Source organism: Microvirga aerophila (assembly GCF_003332305.1).
Classification (GTDB): domain Bacteria; phylum Pseudomonadota; class Alphaproteobacteria; order Rhizobiales; family Beijerinckiaceae; genus Microvirga; species Microvirga aerophila.
In genome coordinates this window covers 58,117-72,184 of sequence record NZ_QOIO01000002.1, presented here as the reverse complement: position 1 = coordinate 72,184, position 14,068 = coordinate 58,117, and the positions used below count along the sequence as shown (strand labels likewise).

Here is a 14,068-nt window from a genome sequence, read left to right as displayed (position 1 = left end):
CCGTTGTGGGCGAAACCAAAGGCCGAGCTTCGCCGTTAAGTTTGATGATGGGCAGCCGTCTCTGTCCTTTGGCTCTCGTGGGAGTGTGCCAATTGACCACGCTGAAAGAGTTCGAAGACGCTCTGCGCGAGCAGGGATTGAACATGGCCCTCGCGGTGCTGCAAAAGCTCCGTGAACGCGACCGCGCAAAACGTTCGATTGCCCCGGCCCGCCGGATTACGGGACGCAAGATGACGCCAGACGTCGCTCGCCAGATCCTGGAACTCCATGCGACGACCGGAATGACCCAGCAGGAAATCGCCTTCAAGCTCGGCGTCAACCAAGGGCGCGTCAACGAAGTCATCAAACGCGGCAAGTGGCTGGAAGAGAACCCGGCTTCTCCCGAAGCTGTCGCAAGAGATCGGGCCAAGGCGCGCATGGCTGATAAGAACAGCCAGACCCAGACTAAACCCCGTGCCGCTAAAGCGGGCCCAGCCCGGACAGACAAGAAACGTGGTCGCGCGGAACCGGCTCCGAAAGCTCAGCTTACCTTGGGCGACCTGTAGCCCGACATCGCTACTAGTTTTGCATATGCCGGGCGGGCACCGAGCACCCCTTCAGGTGCAATTGCGCACACCCAGAGACAGCAACAGCTCGGGTGAGTTTGAATATGAAATGTTATTATGTTACCAAATTCCTGCCGCCGATAGGCGGCGAACAACAAAGGGAAATGAACATGCTGAAGAAAGCAATGTTGCAGATTGCATTTGCCGTGGCTGTCACGGTTACGTTCGCGAGCTTTGCCGCTACCCCGGCTCAGGCGGGTTGGTCTTGGGGCGAGATCCAGTCGGGTCGCTAAGATCTCGTTGCTTGTGGAACGGACGTAGCAGTTTCCGCAACGTCATTTCGCCTTAAGAAAGGCATCCTTTCCATCAGGACAGGATGCCTTTTGCGTTCTGTGCTTAGAGCCTTCGTGGGTGGTTCAACATCACGCCGATGCCGACGGGGAGTCGCCATCCTCGATCTGCACCTGACCTGAGCCCGCAAGCTCCGCCAAGTCGCCAACGGAGACCCAGCTGATGCCACTCCGGTTCTCAGGCACCAGATAGGCGAAGCCGTTGCGGATTTTCTCCACCGTGCACGGATAGGCGCGGCGATCGCCAGGGGGGCGGTAGACGATCCGAGTTCCGGGCTTGATGGTGGCGACCACCGGGGTCGTATCGGTTTCTTCTGGCTGAGGCGCGGCATCAACTGCCGGAGGCCCGTCCGATTTGAGCGCCCGGAAGCGGTCGAGGGCTGCGATAGCGGCCTTTGCCCGGTCACGGTAGCGTTCGTGGACGACCCGGAGGATCGGACCTTTCTCGCGGCCCGGATACCAAGCGGTGCCTCCAAGCTTCGCAAGCTCTTCGGCTACGATTTCGATCTCTGCTTCAGTCATTTGGATCGCCCCCTGGGACTTGCAGGTCAGGTATAAGGCCAAGTCTTACGCTGATCAGTTAGATTTTGATCTTAACCCTAAGTTGAGACAAAATGCTGAGTCAAGATAAAACCTGATTTGCCCTAGTTGATACAAAATAACATCAGAGGTGTTGGAGGATTCAATTGGGCAATACTGTAAGTCCTCGGTGCCCTACAAGCAGAGCAAAAGGTTTCCTTTAAGAGCTCGTTTTCCCTAACGGCAAGCGCACGGGTACGGTGACTGAGGGCCAGCTCGCGACGCATGCCTCGGCGCATTTGGCACCAATGCGTCGATGTGTCTTGAGGCTCTGGCAGGTGCCTTGGGCCGGAAAGTCCTACTCGATCCGAACGATCTCGGCTTGTCCCTGAGGCAAAGGAACGGCATCACCGATCTCTTTGCCCATTAGAGCACGCGCCAGTGGCGACACATACGAGATGCTCCCCTTGGCCGGATCAGCTTCGTCCTCGCCCACGATCTGATAAGTTTGAGACCGGCCGTCGTCCCGTTCGAAGGTCACGCGGGATCCGAAGCGGACATGGGATGTGTCCGACGACGCGGGCACGAGTTCCGCCGTCGCTCGCCGGTAGGTCCAGTAGCGCAGATCGCGGGACACCCGAGCTATTTCGGCCTTGTCGTCCCTTGCCTGCGCATCTGCGAGACGCTGCTGCAAGCTCGCGACTTCCTGATCCATTTGGGCCAAACCAGATGGGGTCACGAGGTTCGGATGCGGACTGACCTGGCGGTCCGGAAGGTCCTCATAGGCTTCTCCACCCTCGGGTTCCCGAACAAAGGCACGGCTCATAACGCATCCCTCCGCTCCTGAGGGAAACGCCCCACCGCGGGCTTGGTTGCACGGTCAAGCTCGTGACGACCGTCCTTGCCGCAGGCGGCCCACGATCCCCCCGGGGAACGCATAGACGCTGATGATGAACAGGGCGCCGAGCCAGAGCAGCCAGCGGTCAGGGTGGATGAGGTTGGGAAGGATCGGGACGCCCGACAAAGCCGTGCTGCCGGCCTCCATGAGGACCTGCAGGTAGCTTTGCGCCAGCACGAAGAGGGTTGCGCTAATGACCGCGCCGTACATGGTTCCCATGCCGCCGATGACCACCATCAGGAGGATGTCGATCATGATCGAAAAGGACAGGGTCGTGTCCGGTCCGTTATAGCGCAGCCACAGAGCAATGAGCGCGCCCGCAACCGCCGCCGCCAAAGCGGAGATCACGGAGGCTGCGGTCCTGTAGGCGACGACGCGATAGCCTAGCGCCTCGGCGCGAAACTCGTTCTCGCGGATGGCTTGGAGCACCCGCCCGAACGGCGAGTTCACGAGACGCAGAAGGAGCAGGAATACTCCAAGGGCCACGAAGAACACGAGATAATAGGCCACCACACGTCCGTTGACGGTCACGCCGAAGAGCGGCTCCGACAGGGGGCGGAATGCTGGTCGGAGCTCGAACGGTAGCTGAAAGGACAGGCCGTCCTCGCCGCCGGTGATTTCGGAGAGCTGCGAGGCCAGCACAGCGACCGCCGACGCCACCGCAAGCGTGATCATGGAAAAGAAGATCGCCCTGACCCGCAAGGAGAGCAGCCCGATGGCCGCGGCCAGCAGGGCCGAGAGCACAAGGGCCGCCGCAAGCCCGACGGCGACCGATGTCCAGCTTGCCCCCAGTCGTTCGAGCGCGATGGCGACACCGTAGCCGCCGATGCCGAAGAACATGGTGTGGGCGAAGGACACGATCCCGGAATAGCCGAGCAGCAGGTCATAGCTCGCCACCAGAACGATGAAGACGCAGATCTTCGCCGCGGTGCTCAGGGGCTGGCTGCCGGAAAAGAGAAAGGGCGTTGCGGCCAGAATCGCGAGAATGGCCAGTAGGATGAACGACAGGACCCGTGATCGGGGGAGGTCCGATGACAGGAGCCCCTGCAGGAAGCCGCCGCGGACGCGGGTCTCGTCGAAGAGAGCGGGGATGGAGGTCGCGGTCATCGGCGTGCTACCGGAAAGAGGCCCTGCGGACGCCAGATCAGCACGAGAGCCATGACGAGGATGTTGGAGATCAGCGCGAGCTTGGGGGCCAGAAAGCCTACGTAATTCGCCACGAGGGCAACCAGGATGGAGCCTACGAAGCATCCGCCCACCGAGCCCAGGCCGCCGATGATGATCACGATGAACACCAGGACCATCACCTCCATGCCCATGCTGGCGGTCAGGGTCTGGCGATAGAAGGCCCACATGACGCCGCCGAGGCCGGCGAGCGCTGATCCCGCCACGAAGACGCTGACAAAAAGGCGGCGAATGCGATAGCCGAGCGCTTCGACCATTTCCGGGTTCTCGACGCCGGCGCGGATCAGCAGGCCGAGACGCGTGCGGTTGAGAACGAGCTGCATCGCGATGAAGACCAGGAGCCCAATTCCCACTGCGACCACGCGAAAGCGTTCCATGACGATGTCGCCGAGGACGAACGCGCCGCGTAGGGTTTCAGGCAGCTGGATCGGGATCGGCGACGCACCCCAGATAGCGTGAATCGCCTGCTCGGCAACAATGAGACCGCCCATGGTGACGAGGATCTGTTTCAGGTGGCTGCCATAGACCGGACGAACGATCACCCGCTCGAAGACCGCCCCGACAATCCCCGTCACGGCCATGGCGGCCACGATGCAGAGCCCGAGAAGGGTAAGATTGAGCGCGACCGAATCCGCCTGTCCCCAGGCGGCCAGAGGCCCCAGCACCAGAAGAGTCGCGTAGGCCCCAAGCGAAATGAAGACCCCGTGGCCGAAATTGATGATGTCCATCAGGCCGAACACCAGCGTGAGACCAGATGCCATGAGGAAGATCATCATGCCCATGGCGAGACCGGCCACGGTGAGCGTCACCCAGGAGGATGGGCTTCCGATGAAGGGAAGCGCCAGCAGCGCCAGCGCAGGCACGAGCGCCAGCGGCAGCCAGTCCGTTCTGGTGATGGGTAGCTCGGAGACGGAGGAGGGTTCTGCCATGTCGGTCATTGGTGAGCATCCAGGCTGAGGCCGAGCAGGCGCTGCTGCAGGGATTGATCCGTCACGAGGTCGCTCATGGGGCCGCTATGAACGATGCGGCCGTCGTCCATGACCACCACACCGTCTCCCAGTACCGAAGCCGCGTAGAAATTCTGCTCGACGAGCAGGATTGTCTCGCCTGCCGCTTTCAGCGCCTTGAAGGCTTCGATCATGCTGCGAACCATCACGGGCGCGAGACCCTTCGTGGGTTCGTCTACAAGCAGAAGCCGGCGCGGCTCGGCGATGGCGCGGGCAATGGCCAGCATCTGCTTCTGTCCACCGGAGAGATTGCCGGCGGGCAGGTTCCAGAAGCGCCTGAGGGCAGGGAAGAGCCCGAGCATCCAGTCGAGCCGCGCGCTGTCGACGGGGCCGCTGCGGGCCGCAAGGACGATGTTCTCCCGCACGGTCAGATCCGTGAAAATGCCCATGGCTTCCGGCACATAGGCGATGCCCGCCCGCGCGATGTCCGGCGTGGCGCTCGCCGTGATATCGCGCCCATCGAAGCGGATGCGTCCCGAGGAGGCCTGCCACAGGCCCATGATGGTGCGCAGCGTCGTGGATTTGCCCGCGCCGTTGCGGCCGAGAAGCATGGTCAGGCTGCCGGCAGGCACATCGAAGTCCACGCCGTGGAGAATGTGGTACGGCCCAATATGGGTCTGCACGCCTTCCAGCTGGAGCAGGGGCTCAGGCACGGGCGGCCTCCAGTCCGAGATAGGCTTCCTGAACGACCGGCGAGGCGATCACTTCCGCAGGCTCGCCATCCGCCACAAGCGTCCCGTTGTGCAACACGATGATGCGGTCCGCCAGCGAGCGCACCACGTCCATCTTGTGCTCCACGAGGAGAACCGTCGCGTCGCCGCGCTGCTTAATGTCGTGAATGAGTTCGAGCACGGTCGGCACCTCGTCGACGCTCATGCCGGCGGTCGGCTCGTCGAACATGAACACCTTCGGCTCCATGGCGATGATGAGAGCCACTTCAAGCTTGCGCTGGTCGCCATGCGAGAGGGCCTTGGGGGCCACATGGCGCTTGTCCGCGAGCCGCACCCGCTCAAGAACCGCTTCCGCCTTCTCGATGAGATCGCGCCGGCTGTTCCACACTTTGAAAAGCGACCAGCCCGCATCGGCGCGGCTTTGCACCGCGAGCCGCACGTTCTCCAGCGCCGTCAGCTGCGGAAACAGGTTGGTGAGCTGGAAGGCCCGTCCGAGTCCGCGCCGCGTCCGTGCGGATGGCGGCAGGCCTGTGATGTCCTGCCCGTCCACCAGCACCTGTCCGGCGGTGGCGCGCAGCTGCCCCGACACGAGATTGAAATAGGTGGTCTTGCCGGCGCCGTTCGGGCCGACGATGGCCGTGAGCGTGCCGGGCGTGAACCGGCACGACACGTCGTTGACCGCCACATGGCCGCCGAACCGAATGGTCAGCCCGCGCGTTTCCAGCGCGGGCGTGGTTGTTGAAAGGTTCACTGTCGGATCAGCGCTTGTTCCGGACCGGGATCGGCAGCTTGTCGGCTGGGATCGTGCTGACGAGGTCCAGAAGGTCGTTCTGATCCTTGCCGTTCGCCTTGACCTTGAAGTGATACATGACCTGAAGGGCCTGGTGGTCTTCCTTGCGGAAGGTCATGGGACCCTTCGGGGTCTCGAAGGTCATGCCTTCCATCGCCTTGATCAGCTTCTCGGTATCGGTGCCGCCCGCCTTCTCGATCGCCGTGAGAGCCGCGGAAGCCGCCGCGAAGCCACCTGCGGTGAAGAAGTCCGGCGGGGCGTTGAAGCGCTTCTGGTGCTCGGTCACGAGCCAGTCGTTCATGGGGTTCTTCGGGAAGGCATAGTAGTAGTACACCGCGCCTTCCATGCCCGGATAGTTCTTATAGATCTGCATGGCCGGCAGGATGTTGCCGCCCGGCGCGATCTCGATGCCAAAGCGCTCCGGCTTCAGGTCCGCGATCTTGGGCAGGGGATGCTGGCCTGCCCAGATGATGGTGATGATCTTCTTGCCGGGCTTGTCCTTGAGCGCATCGAAGAGGCGCTGGGCCGAAGCCGTGAAGTCGGTGGCGTTCTGCGGGGTGTATTCCTCGAACACCACTTTGGCGTTGGGGCGGATTTCGGCAAGCGCGTTCTTGAGCGCCGCCACGCCGTCGCGGCCGAAGGCATAGTCCTGCGCCAGGGTCGCGATGCTCACGTCGCCGCTGGCGGGGACAGCAGCAGCCGCCCCGTAGGCGTCCTGCGTGGAGTTGCGGGCCGTGCGGAAGATGAAGCGGTTCCACTTGTCGCCGGTGATCGCGTCCGCCACGGCGGGCTCGACGATCAGAACCTTCTCGTTTTCTTCCGCAACCGGCAACATGGCCAGCGCCGCAGCGGACGACGTGGTGCCGACGGCCAGGTCGACCTTGTCATCGTTGTAGGCTTGTTCGAGCAGGGTCTTGGAGAGATCGGCCTTGAGCTGGTCGTCCTTCACGATCACGGTGATCTTGCGGCCGTTCACCGCCATGGTGCCCTTGGTGAGATATTCCAGCCCCATCATGAAGCCGGCTTCGGTCTGCTTGGCGTAAGCCTCCAGCGGGCCGGTCTTGCCGGCGATCAGGGCGATCTTGATGTCCTGCGCGTAGGCAGTGGACGTGAGCAAAAGACTTGCCGTTGCGGCAATAATTTTAGACTTCAGGCGCATCGGGCTCCCCATGATTTTATAGCGTCATTGACCCTTCCGCCTCGCGGCCTGTCAAGCACGACTCTGGGAGCATCTGTGGAGGGGTTCACGCCTCCGGCAGGATCGGAGCTTCCACATCTTTCTCGCGCCGGGCGGCTTCGCGCTCCAGAAGAAGCAGCGCAAGACCGGCGGCGCAGATCACGACCGCGCCGATGAGTGTCCAGAACTGCACGATGTCGCCAAAGAACAGGTATCCCAGCACAATGGCCCAAACGATCAGGGTGTATTGATAGGGTGCGACGATCGACGCCGGAGCGATCTTGAGGGAACGGTTCACGCAGGCATGGCCGGCCATGGAAATGATCCCCAGGAGGAACAACCCGGCCAGATCCAGCAGGCTCGGATTGACCCAGCCGAAGGGGGCCGCCACGATGCCGAAGATAAGCGCTCCGATGATCTGGCCGAGGACCAGGGTGCCGTCGTCGGTGTCCCGGAGCTTCCGGGTCGTGATCATGAGGAGGGCGTAAAAGACGCTGCCCCCAAGCGCGATGAGGGCAGGCAGGCTCATGGTGGCAGGCGACGGCCGCAGGGCGATCAGGACGCCCACGAAACCGATGCCGATGGCGGCCACCCTTTGCCGGTCGAGCCTCTCGCCGAGCCAGAAAACCGCAAAGGCTGCCACGTAGATCGGCCCTGCGAGGTAGTACGTCATCACGTCCGCAAGAGGCAGGTATGTGACCGCCCAGTAGAAGCAGGCGACCTCCAGGGTCGAGAGCGTGATCCGCAGCAGATGAAGCCCCGGCTGCGGCGGGATCTCAAGAGCGACCTTCTGCCTGCGCATGAGGGGAAGCAGCACCACGAGCGCCGCCATGCTGCGCAGGAGCAGAACCTGGCCGACCGAATAGGTGGCCACAAGCCACTTCCCCATCACGTCGTTCATGGAGAACAGGAAGACGCCGAGCAGCATCATTCCAATGCCGAAGGGGACGCCAGATCGAATTTTGAAGGCAGGAAAGGACATGAAAAGCTCGAGAAATCACGCTTATGCGCGGCGCATCCATGGGTGATCCGGCCTGGAATGACAAGCTGCCCGTGACATGGCTGTCCTGCGGCCGCCGGCGCATCGAGCGGAAAAAGGGGTGCTCTAGAACGTCTTGGCCCCGTTTACGTACAGCATGACGGCGTAGAGCGAGGTCGTCGCGCAGATGTACAGACGGTTGCGCTTGGGACCGCCGAAGACCACGTTGGCGACGTTCTCGGGCACGAGGATCTTGCCGATCAAGGTGCCGTCCGGATCATAGCAATGGACTCCATCCCCGGCACTGGTCCAGATCCGCCCGAAATCGTCCAGCCGGAAGCCGTCGAACAGCCCGTTGGTGCAAGTGGCGAAGACCGATCCCCCGGCGAGGCCGCCGTCCTCGGCCACGTCGAATACCCTGATGTGGCGCGGGCCGTCCGGCACATGGGTCGCGCCCGTATCGGCCACGTAGAGGCGCTTCTCGTCGGGAGAGAATGCAATGCCGTTGGGGCGCACGAAATCGTCGGCGACCCGCGTGACCGCGCCGCTCTGGGGATCGACGCGATAGACATGGCAGCCGCCGATCTCGCTCTCGGCCTTGTGGCCTTCATAGTCGGTGTCGATCCCATAGGCCGGATCGGTGAACCAGATCGAACCGTCGGATTTCACCACCACGTCGTTGGGGCTGTTGAAGCGCTTGCCGTCGTGGTGGCTGGCGACCACGGTGATCGAGCCGTCGTGCTCCGTGCGGGTTACCCGTCGAAAGCCGTGTTCGCACGTGACCAGGCGTCCCTGCGTGTCGACCGTGTTGCCGTTCGAATAGCCCGATGGGGCCCTGAAGACACTGACGGCGCCCGAGGTCTCGTCATACCGCATCATGCGGTCGTTCGGCACGTCGCTCCAGACGAGGTATCGGCCTGCCGGAAAGTAGGCCGGTCCCTCGGCCCACCGGCACCCTTCCGCGAGTTTTTCGAGACGTGCATTGCCGACGGCAAGACGCCGGAAGCGTTCGTCCAGTGTGACGGCGACATCCCTGAACATGGCGTCGGTTAATGGGCCATCAGGACTGGAATGGTCGTGTTGCCCAGGATGTGGCTTGTTGCGCCGCCAAAGAACATCTGCCTGAGGCGGCTCTGGGTGTAGGCTCCCTTCACCAGCAGGTCGCAGCCCAACGCACCAGCCTCCGCCAGGATCGTCTCGCCCGGCCTGTTGTTGGGATCGGGCGCCGTTATGGCCTGCGCCTCGATGCCGTGCATCCGCAGGGCGCGCACGAGTTCGGACCCCGAAGGCCCGGGAACGCCCCAATCCTCGAGTTCGAGAACGACGACCCGGCGGGCCCTGGCGAGAAGCGGCATGGATCCCAGTACCGCGCGGGCCGTTTCCGTGCTCCGGTTCCAGGCGATGACAGCGGTTTCGCCAAGACTGCGTGGAGGGGCGGGGGGCGCGATCAGAACCGGGCGGCCGGTCTCGAACAAGGCGGATTCCACGGTCGACAGGCGTGTCCGGCCGCTCGCACCGTCCGGCCGGCCGAGAACGCTCACGTCGAAAACCCGCCCGTAAGCCCCCAGGAAAGCATCCTCCATCAGGCCGTCCTGCCGCCAGCCATAGCCTAGCGTGGCAAATCCAGCGGCCGCGCGGGAAATCTGCTTCGTCACCATGAAGGCCTCGAAGCGCTCCCGGCAGGCCCTGGCCATTTCGACCCGGTTCTCCGGGGTGATCGGCGACGGCACCCCGATGGCGATATCGACCGGGAGCACGACTGGATAATCCGGCGTGATCGCGATGCCCTCGATGTAGCTGTCGAAGGCGCGGCCCAGAAGGAGAGCCGTTTCCAGGATGGGCTCGACCACGGCGTGGTCTTCGATGGGGACGAGAATGGTTTTCATGAGTGTATTGTCGCGCTCATTCGGCCTGTCGGCAAGTGCATACAGCCAAGGTTGTAAGGCGGCGCTGCCCTGTCGCCAAGAACCGGGCCGGGCGCTGCAGGCTGCATGGGATCCCGAACCAGGTGGATTCCTGCTAGGCTGATGTGCGTGAGCACTCCGCTCGGAGGTCCAGATGTTCTTGCACACGATAGCCGAGGAAGACGCAACCGGCCGGATCGCGGAAATCTACGGGAAGCAGAAATCGCAGCTTGGTTTCGTGATGGCCGCGACGCAGTGCTTCACCGCGCGCCCGGACTTGCTGCCGATCTACACCGATTTTTCCGACCGGATCCGGTCCGGATTCTCGCTTGGCCTGCGGGAGTGGCGTCTGATCACGCTCATCGCCGCCAAGCACACGCGATCCACCTACTGCTCCTATGTCTACGGCAAGCAGCTGATCGGCGATCTGGGATCGAAGGAGGCCGTGATGGCCGTGCAGCGGGATTTCAGAACGGCCGGCCTGTCGGAGAAGGACCTGGAGATGCTGACTTATGCAGAAAAGGTCGCTCAGGACTCATCTCAGGTTACGCAGGCCGACATTGATCGGTTACGCGCCGTCGGCTTCACCGATCGGGAAATTTGCGACATCGCTCTTTGCGCCGCGTTCCGCTGTTTCGTCAGCCGGTTCTTCGACGCCGTGGGAGCAGGGCCCGAAAGCAGCTACATCGACAGTGACGAGGACTTTCGCTCGGTGATGACGGTCGGCAAGGTATACTGAGACCGGTTCTTTCAGGGAATCTTGAAGTCGGCCGGGTTCCACGAAACCTCCGGATAACGCGGGTCCATCGCCTCGAGGGTTGCCTTGACGATGGACGCGATCGCGGCGTTGCGGACCCATTTTCGGTCGGCCGGAATCACATGCCACGGGGCCCACGGAGTCGAGCAGCGGTTCAGCATGATCTCGTAAGCCTCCTGGAACTCGTCCCAGTGCTTCCGATCATCCAGGTCGCCGGCGCTGAATTTCCAGTGCTTTTCCGGATTGTCGAGACGCTCCTGAAGGCGCTCCGCCTGTTCGTCCTTGGAGATGTGGAGCATGAATTTGAGGATTGTGGTGCCGTTCTCGACGAGGATCTTCTCGAACGCGTTGATCTGCTCGTAGCGCTGCTCGATCTCCTCCTTCGGCGCAAAGCCGCGGACCTTCGCGACCAGCACCTCCTCGTAATGGGATCGGTTGAAAATGCCAATGGTGCCGCGCCTTGGGCAAACGGCGTGGACGCGCCAGAGATAGTCGTGGGCGAGCTCGATCTCGGAGGGTTGCCGGAAGGCCGTGACCGACACACCGAGCGGGCCCGTCGCATTGAAGACGCCCCGGATCGTCCCGTCCTTTCCGGAGGTATCGGTGCCTTGAAGAATCACCAGAAGCGCACGCCGGCCCTCCGCGTAGAGGTGGTCCTGCAGGGTGTCGATCTCCTGCGCACAGGTGCGGGTCAGAGCCTCGGCTTCCTCCTTGGCGGCAAGGCCGCACTTGTCCCGAGGATCACGGTCCGACAGGCGGATCTGCTCCCCTGGCCGGATCCGAAGCTTCTCGACCAAGTCCAGCGCTTCAACCATCACGCACGCCCTTTCCGCCTCATACGAAACGATAGGGCGGGGCAGGGCGAAAAGAAGATGCGCATGACACCTGCTCCGGCTTTACTCGCCGATAGCCCGGTCGTACCAAGAGCGGCATTCGAGGATGAGAGGTTGGGAATGCTTGCTCTTCATTACTACCCGGGTAACGCCAGTCTTCTGCCGCACATGGTCCTGCGCGAGCTGGGCGTGCCGTTCGAGCTGCGCCTGGTGGACCGGGGGCAAGGCGCTCAGAAAAGCCCGGAATATCTCAAGCTCAACCCCAATGGCCGCATTCCCGTTCTGGTGGACGGGGATCTCGTCCTGTTCGAGACAGCAGCCATCGTGCTTCACCTCGTGGACAAGTATCCCGATGCGGGACTTGCACCACCTGTCGGCACCGCGGAGCGGGCGGAGTTCTACAAGTGGATGGTGCACCTCACCAACACGCCTCAGCCCGAGTTTCGCGCGTGGTTCTACCCGCATGAACATGTGAACGACGAAACCGCCGTGCCCAGCGTCAAGGAAACAGCGGGACAGCGGCTCGACCGGATGTTCGACGTGATCTCCGAACAGCTCGGCGACAAGCAATGGCTTCTGGGGGAGCGCTTCTCGGCCGCCGATCTCTTCCTGCTCATGCTCATGCGCTGGAGCCGCGGGATGCCTCGGCCCGCACGGGCGATCCCGAACCTGAATGCATTCGCCGAGCGTGTCTTCGCACTACCGGCCGTGCAGGAGACGTTCAAGGTCGAGGGAATCCGGACCCCGGTCTTCTAAGGGAGCCTGTTAGCCGTCATGGCCGGGTTAGCCTCAGCCATGGATGACAGAGCTCAGTGTCGGAGTGAGCGGCTCAACCCTTGGGCTTGCGCCGTGCGCGTTTGGTTTCAGGCAGAACCTGGTCGATCTTCGTCAGGTCCGCCCACGGGTCCGCCTTGAGTGCTTCAAGGCGCTTGGGGAGGTTCTGCACCGTGAAGCCGTTGGGCCTGATCTTTGGCGAAAGCTCGTCCCAGGCGACCGGCGTCGCCACAGGCGCACCTTCCCGCGAGCGCGTGGAGTAGGGCGCGACCGCCGACGCCTCGCGGTTGTTGCGCAGGTAGTCGATGAAGATCTTGCCCTCGCGCTCGGCTTTGACGGACGTGGTGGTGTAGCGATCGGGCTCCTCCGCCGCCATGGCTTCCGCCATCTGGCGCGTGAAGGCGGCAGCCTCTTTCCAGGTGGCTTTCGGCGTGACCGGCACCACCACGTGCAGGCCTTTGCCGCCTGTTGTCTTGACGAAGCTTTCGAGCCCAATGGCTTTCAGCCGATCCCGTACGGCGCGGGCACCCTCGATCACCATCGGCCAGTCCACACCTTCGCCGGGATCGAAGTCGAAGATTAGGCGATCGGGACGGGCGAGGTCGGCGATGGTCGCGCCCCAAACGTGCATCTCCAGCACGCCGGACTGTACGAGAGCGACGACGCCCTGAATGTCCCGGACAAGCAGAACTTCCTGCTCGCCCTTGCCGTCCGGCACCATTTCACGATGGATGAAGTCGCTGAGACCGGCCCAGGAATGCCTCTGCACGAAACAATGCTTCTGGGCTCCCGACGGACAGCGGATCAGCGTCAAAGGTCGATCGACGAGATGCGGCAGAAGCCAATCGGAAATGCCTGCATAGAACTCGGCAAGCTGCTGCTTCGTCAGTCCCTGCTCTTCCCAGAGCAGCCGGTCCGGATGGGTGAGGGGCACGCCCGCCACTTCAGCCGGCGGAGTATCCTTGGTCTTTTTGGATGAGGTTCGTTTCGTCTTGGCCGGCGTCACGTCAGCCTTCGCCTTGGCGGATTTGGCCGCGGTCTTCTTCGCTGGTGCTTTTGGCTTGCCGGCGATCTCTTCGATGGACCGGCCCGTTTTCACCGACAAGGGTTCCTCCTCAAGGATATCTGGATCGTCCTCCGACCGGGCATGCTCATCCTCGGCCTTGATGAGCAGCCAGGATTCCTGGCGCTCCTTCGGGCGCTTACCCATGCGCACCAGATGCCAGCTTCCATGCAGCTTCTCGCCCTGGAGGCGGAAGGTAATACGACCCTTGGCGTAGCCTTCCTGTGCGTCGCTCTCAGGTTCCCACGTTCCGCGATCCCACAGCATGACCGTGCCGCCGCCATACTGTCCCTCCGGAATGGTGCCTTCGAAATCGCCGTATTCGAGCGGATGATCCTCCACATGAACCGCGAGGCGCTTCTCGCCCTTGACGAGACTTGGTCCTTTGGAAACCGCCCAGCTTTTCAGGACCCCATCCAGCTCGAGCCGGAAATCGTAGTGCAGACGGGATGCGTCATGCTTCTGGATAGTGAAAGAGGCCCCGGGCCTGCGGGAGGGCTTTCCCTTCGGTTCAGAGGTCTTGGTGAAGTCGCGCTTGGCGCGATAGGTCGCGAGCTTTGCCATGGCGCGGAGTCAAATCCGCACCCGGCGATCCGGTTCCAGAGTCTCAGAGTTG

The 14,068-nt window shown here is 62.7% G+C and carries 16 protein-coding genes; 4 read left to right on the top strand and 12 right to left on the bottom strand.

The window, feature by feature from the left end:
• Positions 1-92: 92 nt before the first annotated feature.
• Complete coding sequence (locus tag DRB19_RS01600) at positions 93-545, top strand: sigma factor-like helix-turn-helix DNA-binding protein (protein ID WP_114184275.1); 453 nt, start codon at positions 93-95, stop codon at positions 543-545.
• Between the two features lie 170 nt (positions 546-715).
• On the top strand, positions 716-838 hold the full coding sequence (locus DRB19_RS31445; protein WP_276330590.1) for a hypothetical protein: 123 nt from the start codon (positions 716-718) through the stop codon (positions 836-838).
• Positions 839-967: 129 nt separating this feature from the next.
• Here the strand turns inward: DRB19_RS31445 and DRB19_RS01590 are convergent, their stop codons facing one another.
• The 10 genes from DRB19_RS01590 to DRB19_RS01545 form a co-directional block, all read right to left on the bottom strand.
• Entirely contained in the window at positions 968-1,417 is a 450-nt protein-coding gene (locus DRB19_RS01590; RefSeq protein ID WP_174799906.1) for a hypothetical protein, read from the bottom strand.
• A gap of 355 nt (positions 1,418-1,772) precedes the next feature.
• The gene (gene greA / locus DRB19_RS01585) at positions 1,773-2,240 is read right to left on the bottom strand and encodes a transcription elongation factor GreA (RefSeq protein WP_114184273.1); all 468 of its coding nucleotides are present in this window, start codon (positions 2,238-2,240) and stop codon (positions 1,773-1,775) included.
• Positions 2,241-2,294: 54 nt separating this feature from the next.
• Positions 2,295-3,419: a branched-chain amino acid ABC transporter permease gene (locus DRB19_RS01580; RefSeq protein WP_114184272.1), complete on the bottom strand. Its 1,125-nt coding sequence runs from the start codon at positions 3,417-3,419 to the stop codon at positions 2,295-2,297.
• Complete coding sequence (locus DRB19_RS01575; protein ID WP_114184271.1) at positions 3,416-4,435, bottom strand: branched-chain amino acid ABC transporter permease; 1,020 nt, start codon at positions 4,433-4,435, stop codon at positions 3,416-3,418. Before DRB19_RS01575 ends, DRB19_RS01580 begins: the two co-directional genes overlap by 4 nt.
• On the bottom strand, positions 4,432-5,157 hold the full coding sequence (locus DRB19_RS01570; protein ID WP_114184270.1) for an ABC transporter ATP-binding protein: 726 nt from the start codon (positions 5,155-5,157) through the stop codon (positions 4,432-4,434). The genes DRB19_RS01575 and DRB19_RS01570 overlap by 4 nt, the downstream gene beginning before the upstream one ends.
• Positions 5,150-5,926 (bottom strand): ABC transporter ATP-binding protein, encoded by a 777-nt coding sequence (locus DRB19_RS01565; RefSeq protein WP_114184269.1) that lies wholly within the window; start codon positions 5,924-5,926, stop codon positions 5,150-5,152. The genes DRB19_RS01570 and DRB19_RS01565 overlap by 8 nt, the downstream gene beginning before the upstream one ends.
• Positions 5,927-5,933: 7 nt before the next feature.
• Complete coding sequence (locus DRB19_RS01560; protein ID WP_114184268.1) at positions 5,934-7,124, bottom strand: substrate-binding domain-containing protein; 1,191 nt, start codon at positions 7,122-7,124, stop codon at positions 5,934-5,936.
• Between the two features lie 85 nt (positions 7,125-7,209).
• Positions 7,210-8,124 carry a DMT family transporter gene (locus DRB19_RS01555; RefSeq protein WP_114184267.1) on the bottom strand — a complete coding sequence of 305 codons (915 nt, stop codon included), beginning with the start codon at positions 8,122-8,124 and terminating at the stop codon, positions 7,210-7,212.
• 123 nt (positions 8,125-8,247) lie between these two features.
• Positions 8,248-9,162: an SMP-30/gluconolactonase/LRE family protein gene (locus DRB19_RS01550; protein WP_114184266.1), complete on the bottom strand. Its 915-nt coding sequence runs from the start codon at positions 9,160-9,162 to the stop codon at positions 8,248-8,250.
• 8 nt (positions 9,163-9,170) lie between these two features.
• Positions 9,171-10,007, bottom strand: coding sequence for a universal stress protein (locus tag DRB19_RS01545; RefSeq protein WP_114184265.1), 837 nt, complete (start codon positions 10,005-10,007; stop codon positions 9,171-9,173).
• A 172-nt stretch (positions 10,008-10,179) separates the two neighbouring features.
• On the opposite strand from DRB19_RS01545, the gene DRB19_RS01540 reads away from it, so the two are divergent.
• A complete protein-coding gene (locus tag DRB19_RS01540) occupies positions 10,180-10,764 on the top strand; it encodes a carboxymuconolactone decarboxylase family protein (protein WP_114184264.1) in 585 nt (194 codons plus the stop codon).
• An 11-nt stretch (positions 10,765-10,775) separates the two neighbouring features.
• On the opposite strand, the gene DRB19_RS01535 is transcribed toward DRB19_RS01540, so the two are convergent.
• Positions 10,776-11,597 carry a polyphosphate kinase 2 family protein gene (locus DRB19_RS01535; protein ID WP_114184263.1) on the bottom strand — a complete coding sequence of 274 codons (822 nt, stop codon included), beginning with the start codon at positions 11,595-11,597 and terminating at the stop codon, positions 10,776-10,778.
• 138 nt (positions 11,598-11,735) lie between these two features.
• Between DRB19_RS01535 and DRB19_RS01530 the strand changes: the two genes are divergently transcribed.
• Positions 11,736-12,371 (top strand): glutathione S-transferase family protein, encoded by a 636-nt coding sequence (locus tag DRB19_RS01530; protein WP_114184262.1) that lies wholly within the window; start codon positions 11,736-11,738, stop codon positions 12,369-12,371.
• Between the two features lie 73 nt (positions 12,372-12,444).
• On the opposite strand, the gene ligD is transcribed toward DRB19_RS01530, so the two are convergent.
• Positions 12,445-14,016 carry a non-homologous end-joining DNA ligase gene (gene ligD / locus DRB19_RS01525; RefSeq protein WP_114184261.1) on the bottom strand — a complete coding sequence of 524 codons (1,572 nt, stop codon included), beginning with the start codon at positions 14,014-14,016 and terminating at the stop codon, positions 12,445-12,447.
• Between the last annotated feature and the right edge of the window lie 52 nt (positions 14,017-14,068).

Bases quoted from the DNA above. Each gene is read 5' to 3' on its own strand.
- DRB19_RS31445 (WP_276330590.1), top strand. From the start codon at position 716: ATGCTGAAGAAAGCAATGTTGCAGATTGCATTTGCCGTGGCTGTCACG.
- DRB19_RS01590 (WP_174799906.1), bottom strand. From the start codon at position 1,417: ATGACTGAAGCAGAGATCGAAATCGTAGCCGAAGAGCTTGCGAAGCTT.
- greA (WP_114184273.1), bottom strand. From the start codon at position 2,240: ATGAGCCGTGCCTTTGTTCGGGAACCCGAGGGTGGAGAAGCCTATGAG.
- DRB19_RS01580 (WP_114184272.1), bottom strand. From the start codon at position 3,419: ATGACCGCGACCTCCATCCCCGCTCTCTTCGACGAGACCCGCGTCCGC.
- DRB19_RS01575 (WP_114184271.1), bottom strand. From the start codon at position 4,435: ATGACCGACATGGCAGAACCCTCCTCCGTCTCCGAGCTACCCATCACC.
- DRB19_RS01560 (WP_114184268.1), bottom strand. From the start codon at position 7,124: ATGCGCCTGAAGTCTAAAATTATTGCCGCAACGGCAAGTCTTTTGCTC.
- DRB19_RS01555 (WP_114184267.1), bottom strand. From the start codon at position 8,124: ATGTCCTTTCCTGCCTTCAAAATTCGATCTGGCGTCCCCTTCGGCATT.
- DRB19_RS01550 (WP_114184266.1), bottom strand. From the start codon at position 9,162: ATGTTCAGGGATGTCGCCGTCACACTGGACGAACGCTTCCGGCGTCTT.
- DRB19_RS01545 (WP_114184265.1), bottom strand. From the start codon at position 10,007: ATGAAAACCATTCTCGTCCCCATCGAAGACCACGCCGTGGTCGAGCCC.
- DRB19_RS01540 (WP_114184264.1), top strand. From the start codon at position 10,180: ATGTTCTTGCACACGATAGCCGAGGAAGACGCAACCGGCCGGATCGCG.
- DRB19_RS01535 (WP_114184263.1), bottom strand. From the start codon at position 11,597: ATGGTTGAAGCGCTGGACTTGGTCGAGAAGCTTCGGATCCGGCCAGGG.
- DRB19_RS01530 (WP_114184262.1), top strand. From the start codon at position 11,736: ATGCTTGCTCTTCATTACTACCCGGGTAACGCCAGTCTTCTGCCGCAC.
- ligD (WP_114184261.1), bottom strand. From the start codon at position 14,016: ATGGCAAAGCTCGCGACCTATCGCGCCAAGCGCGACTTCACCAAGACC.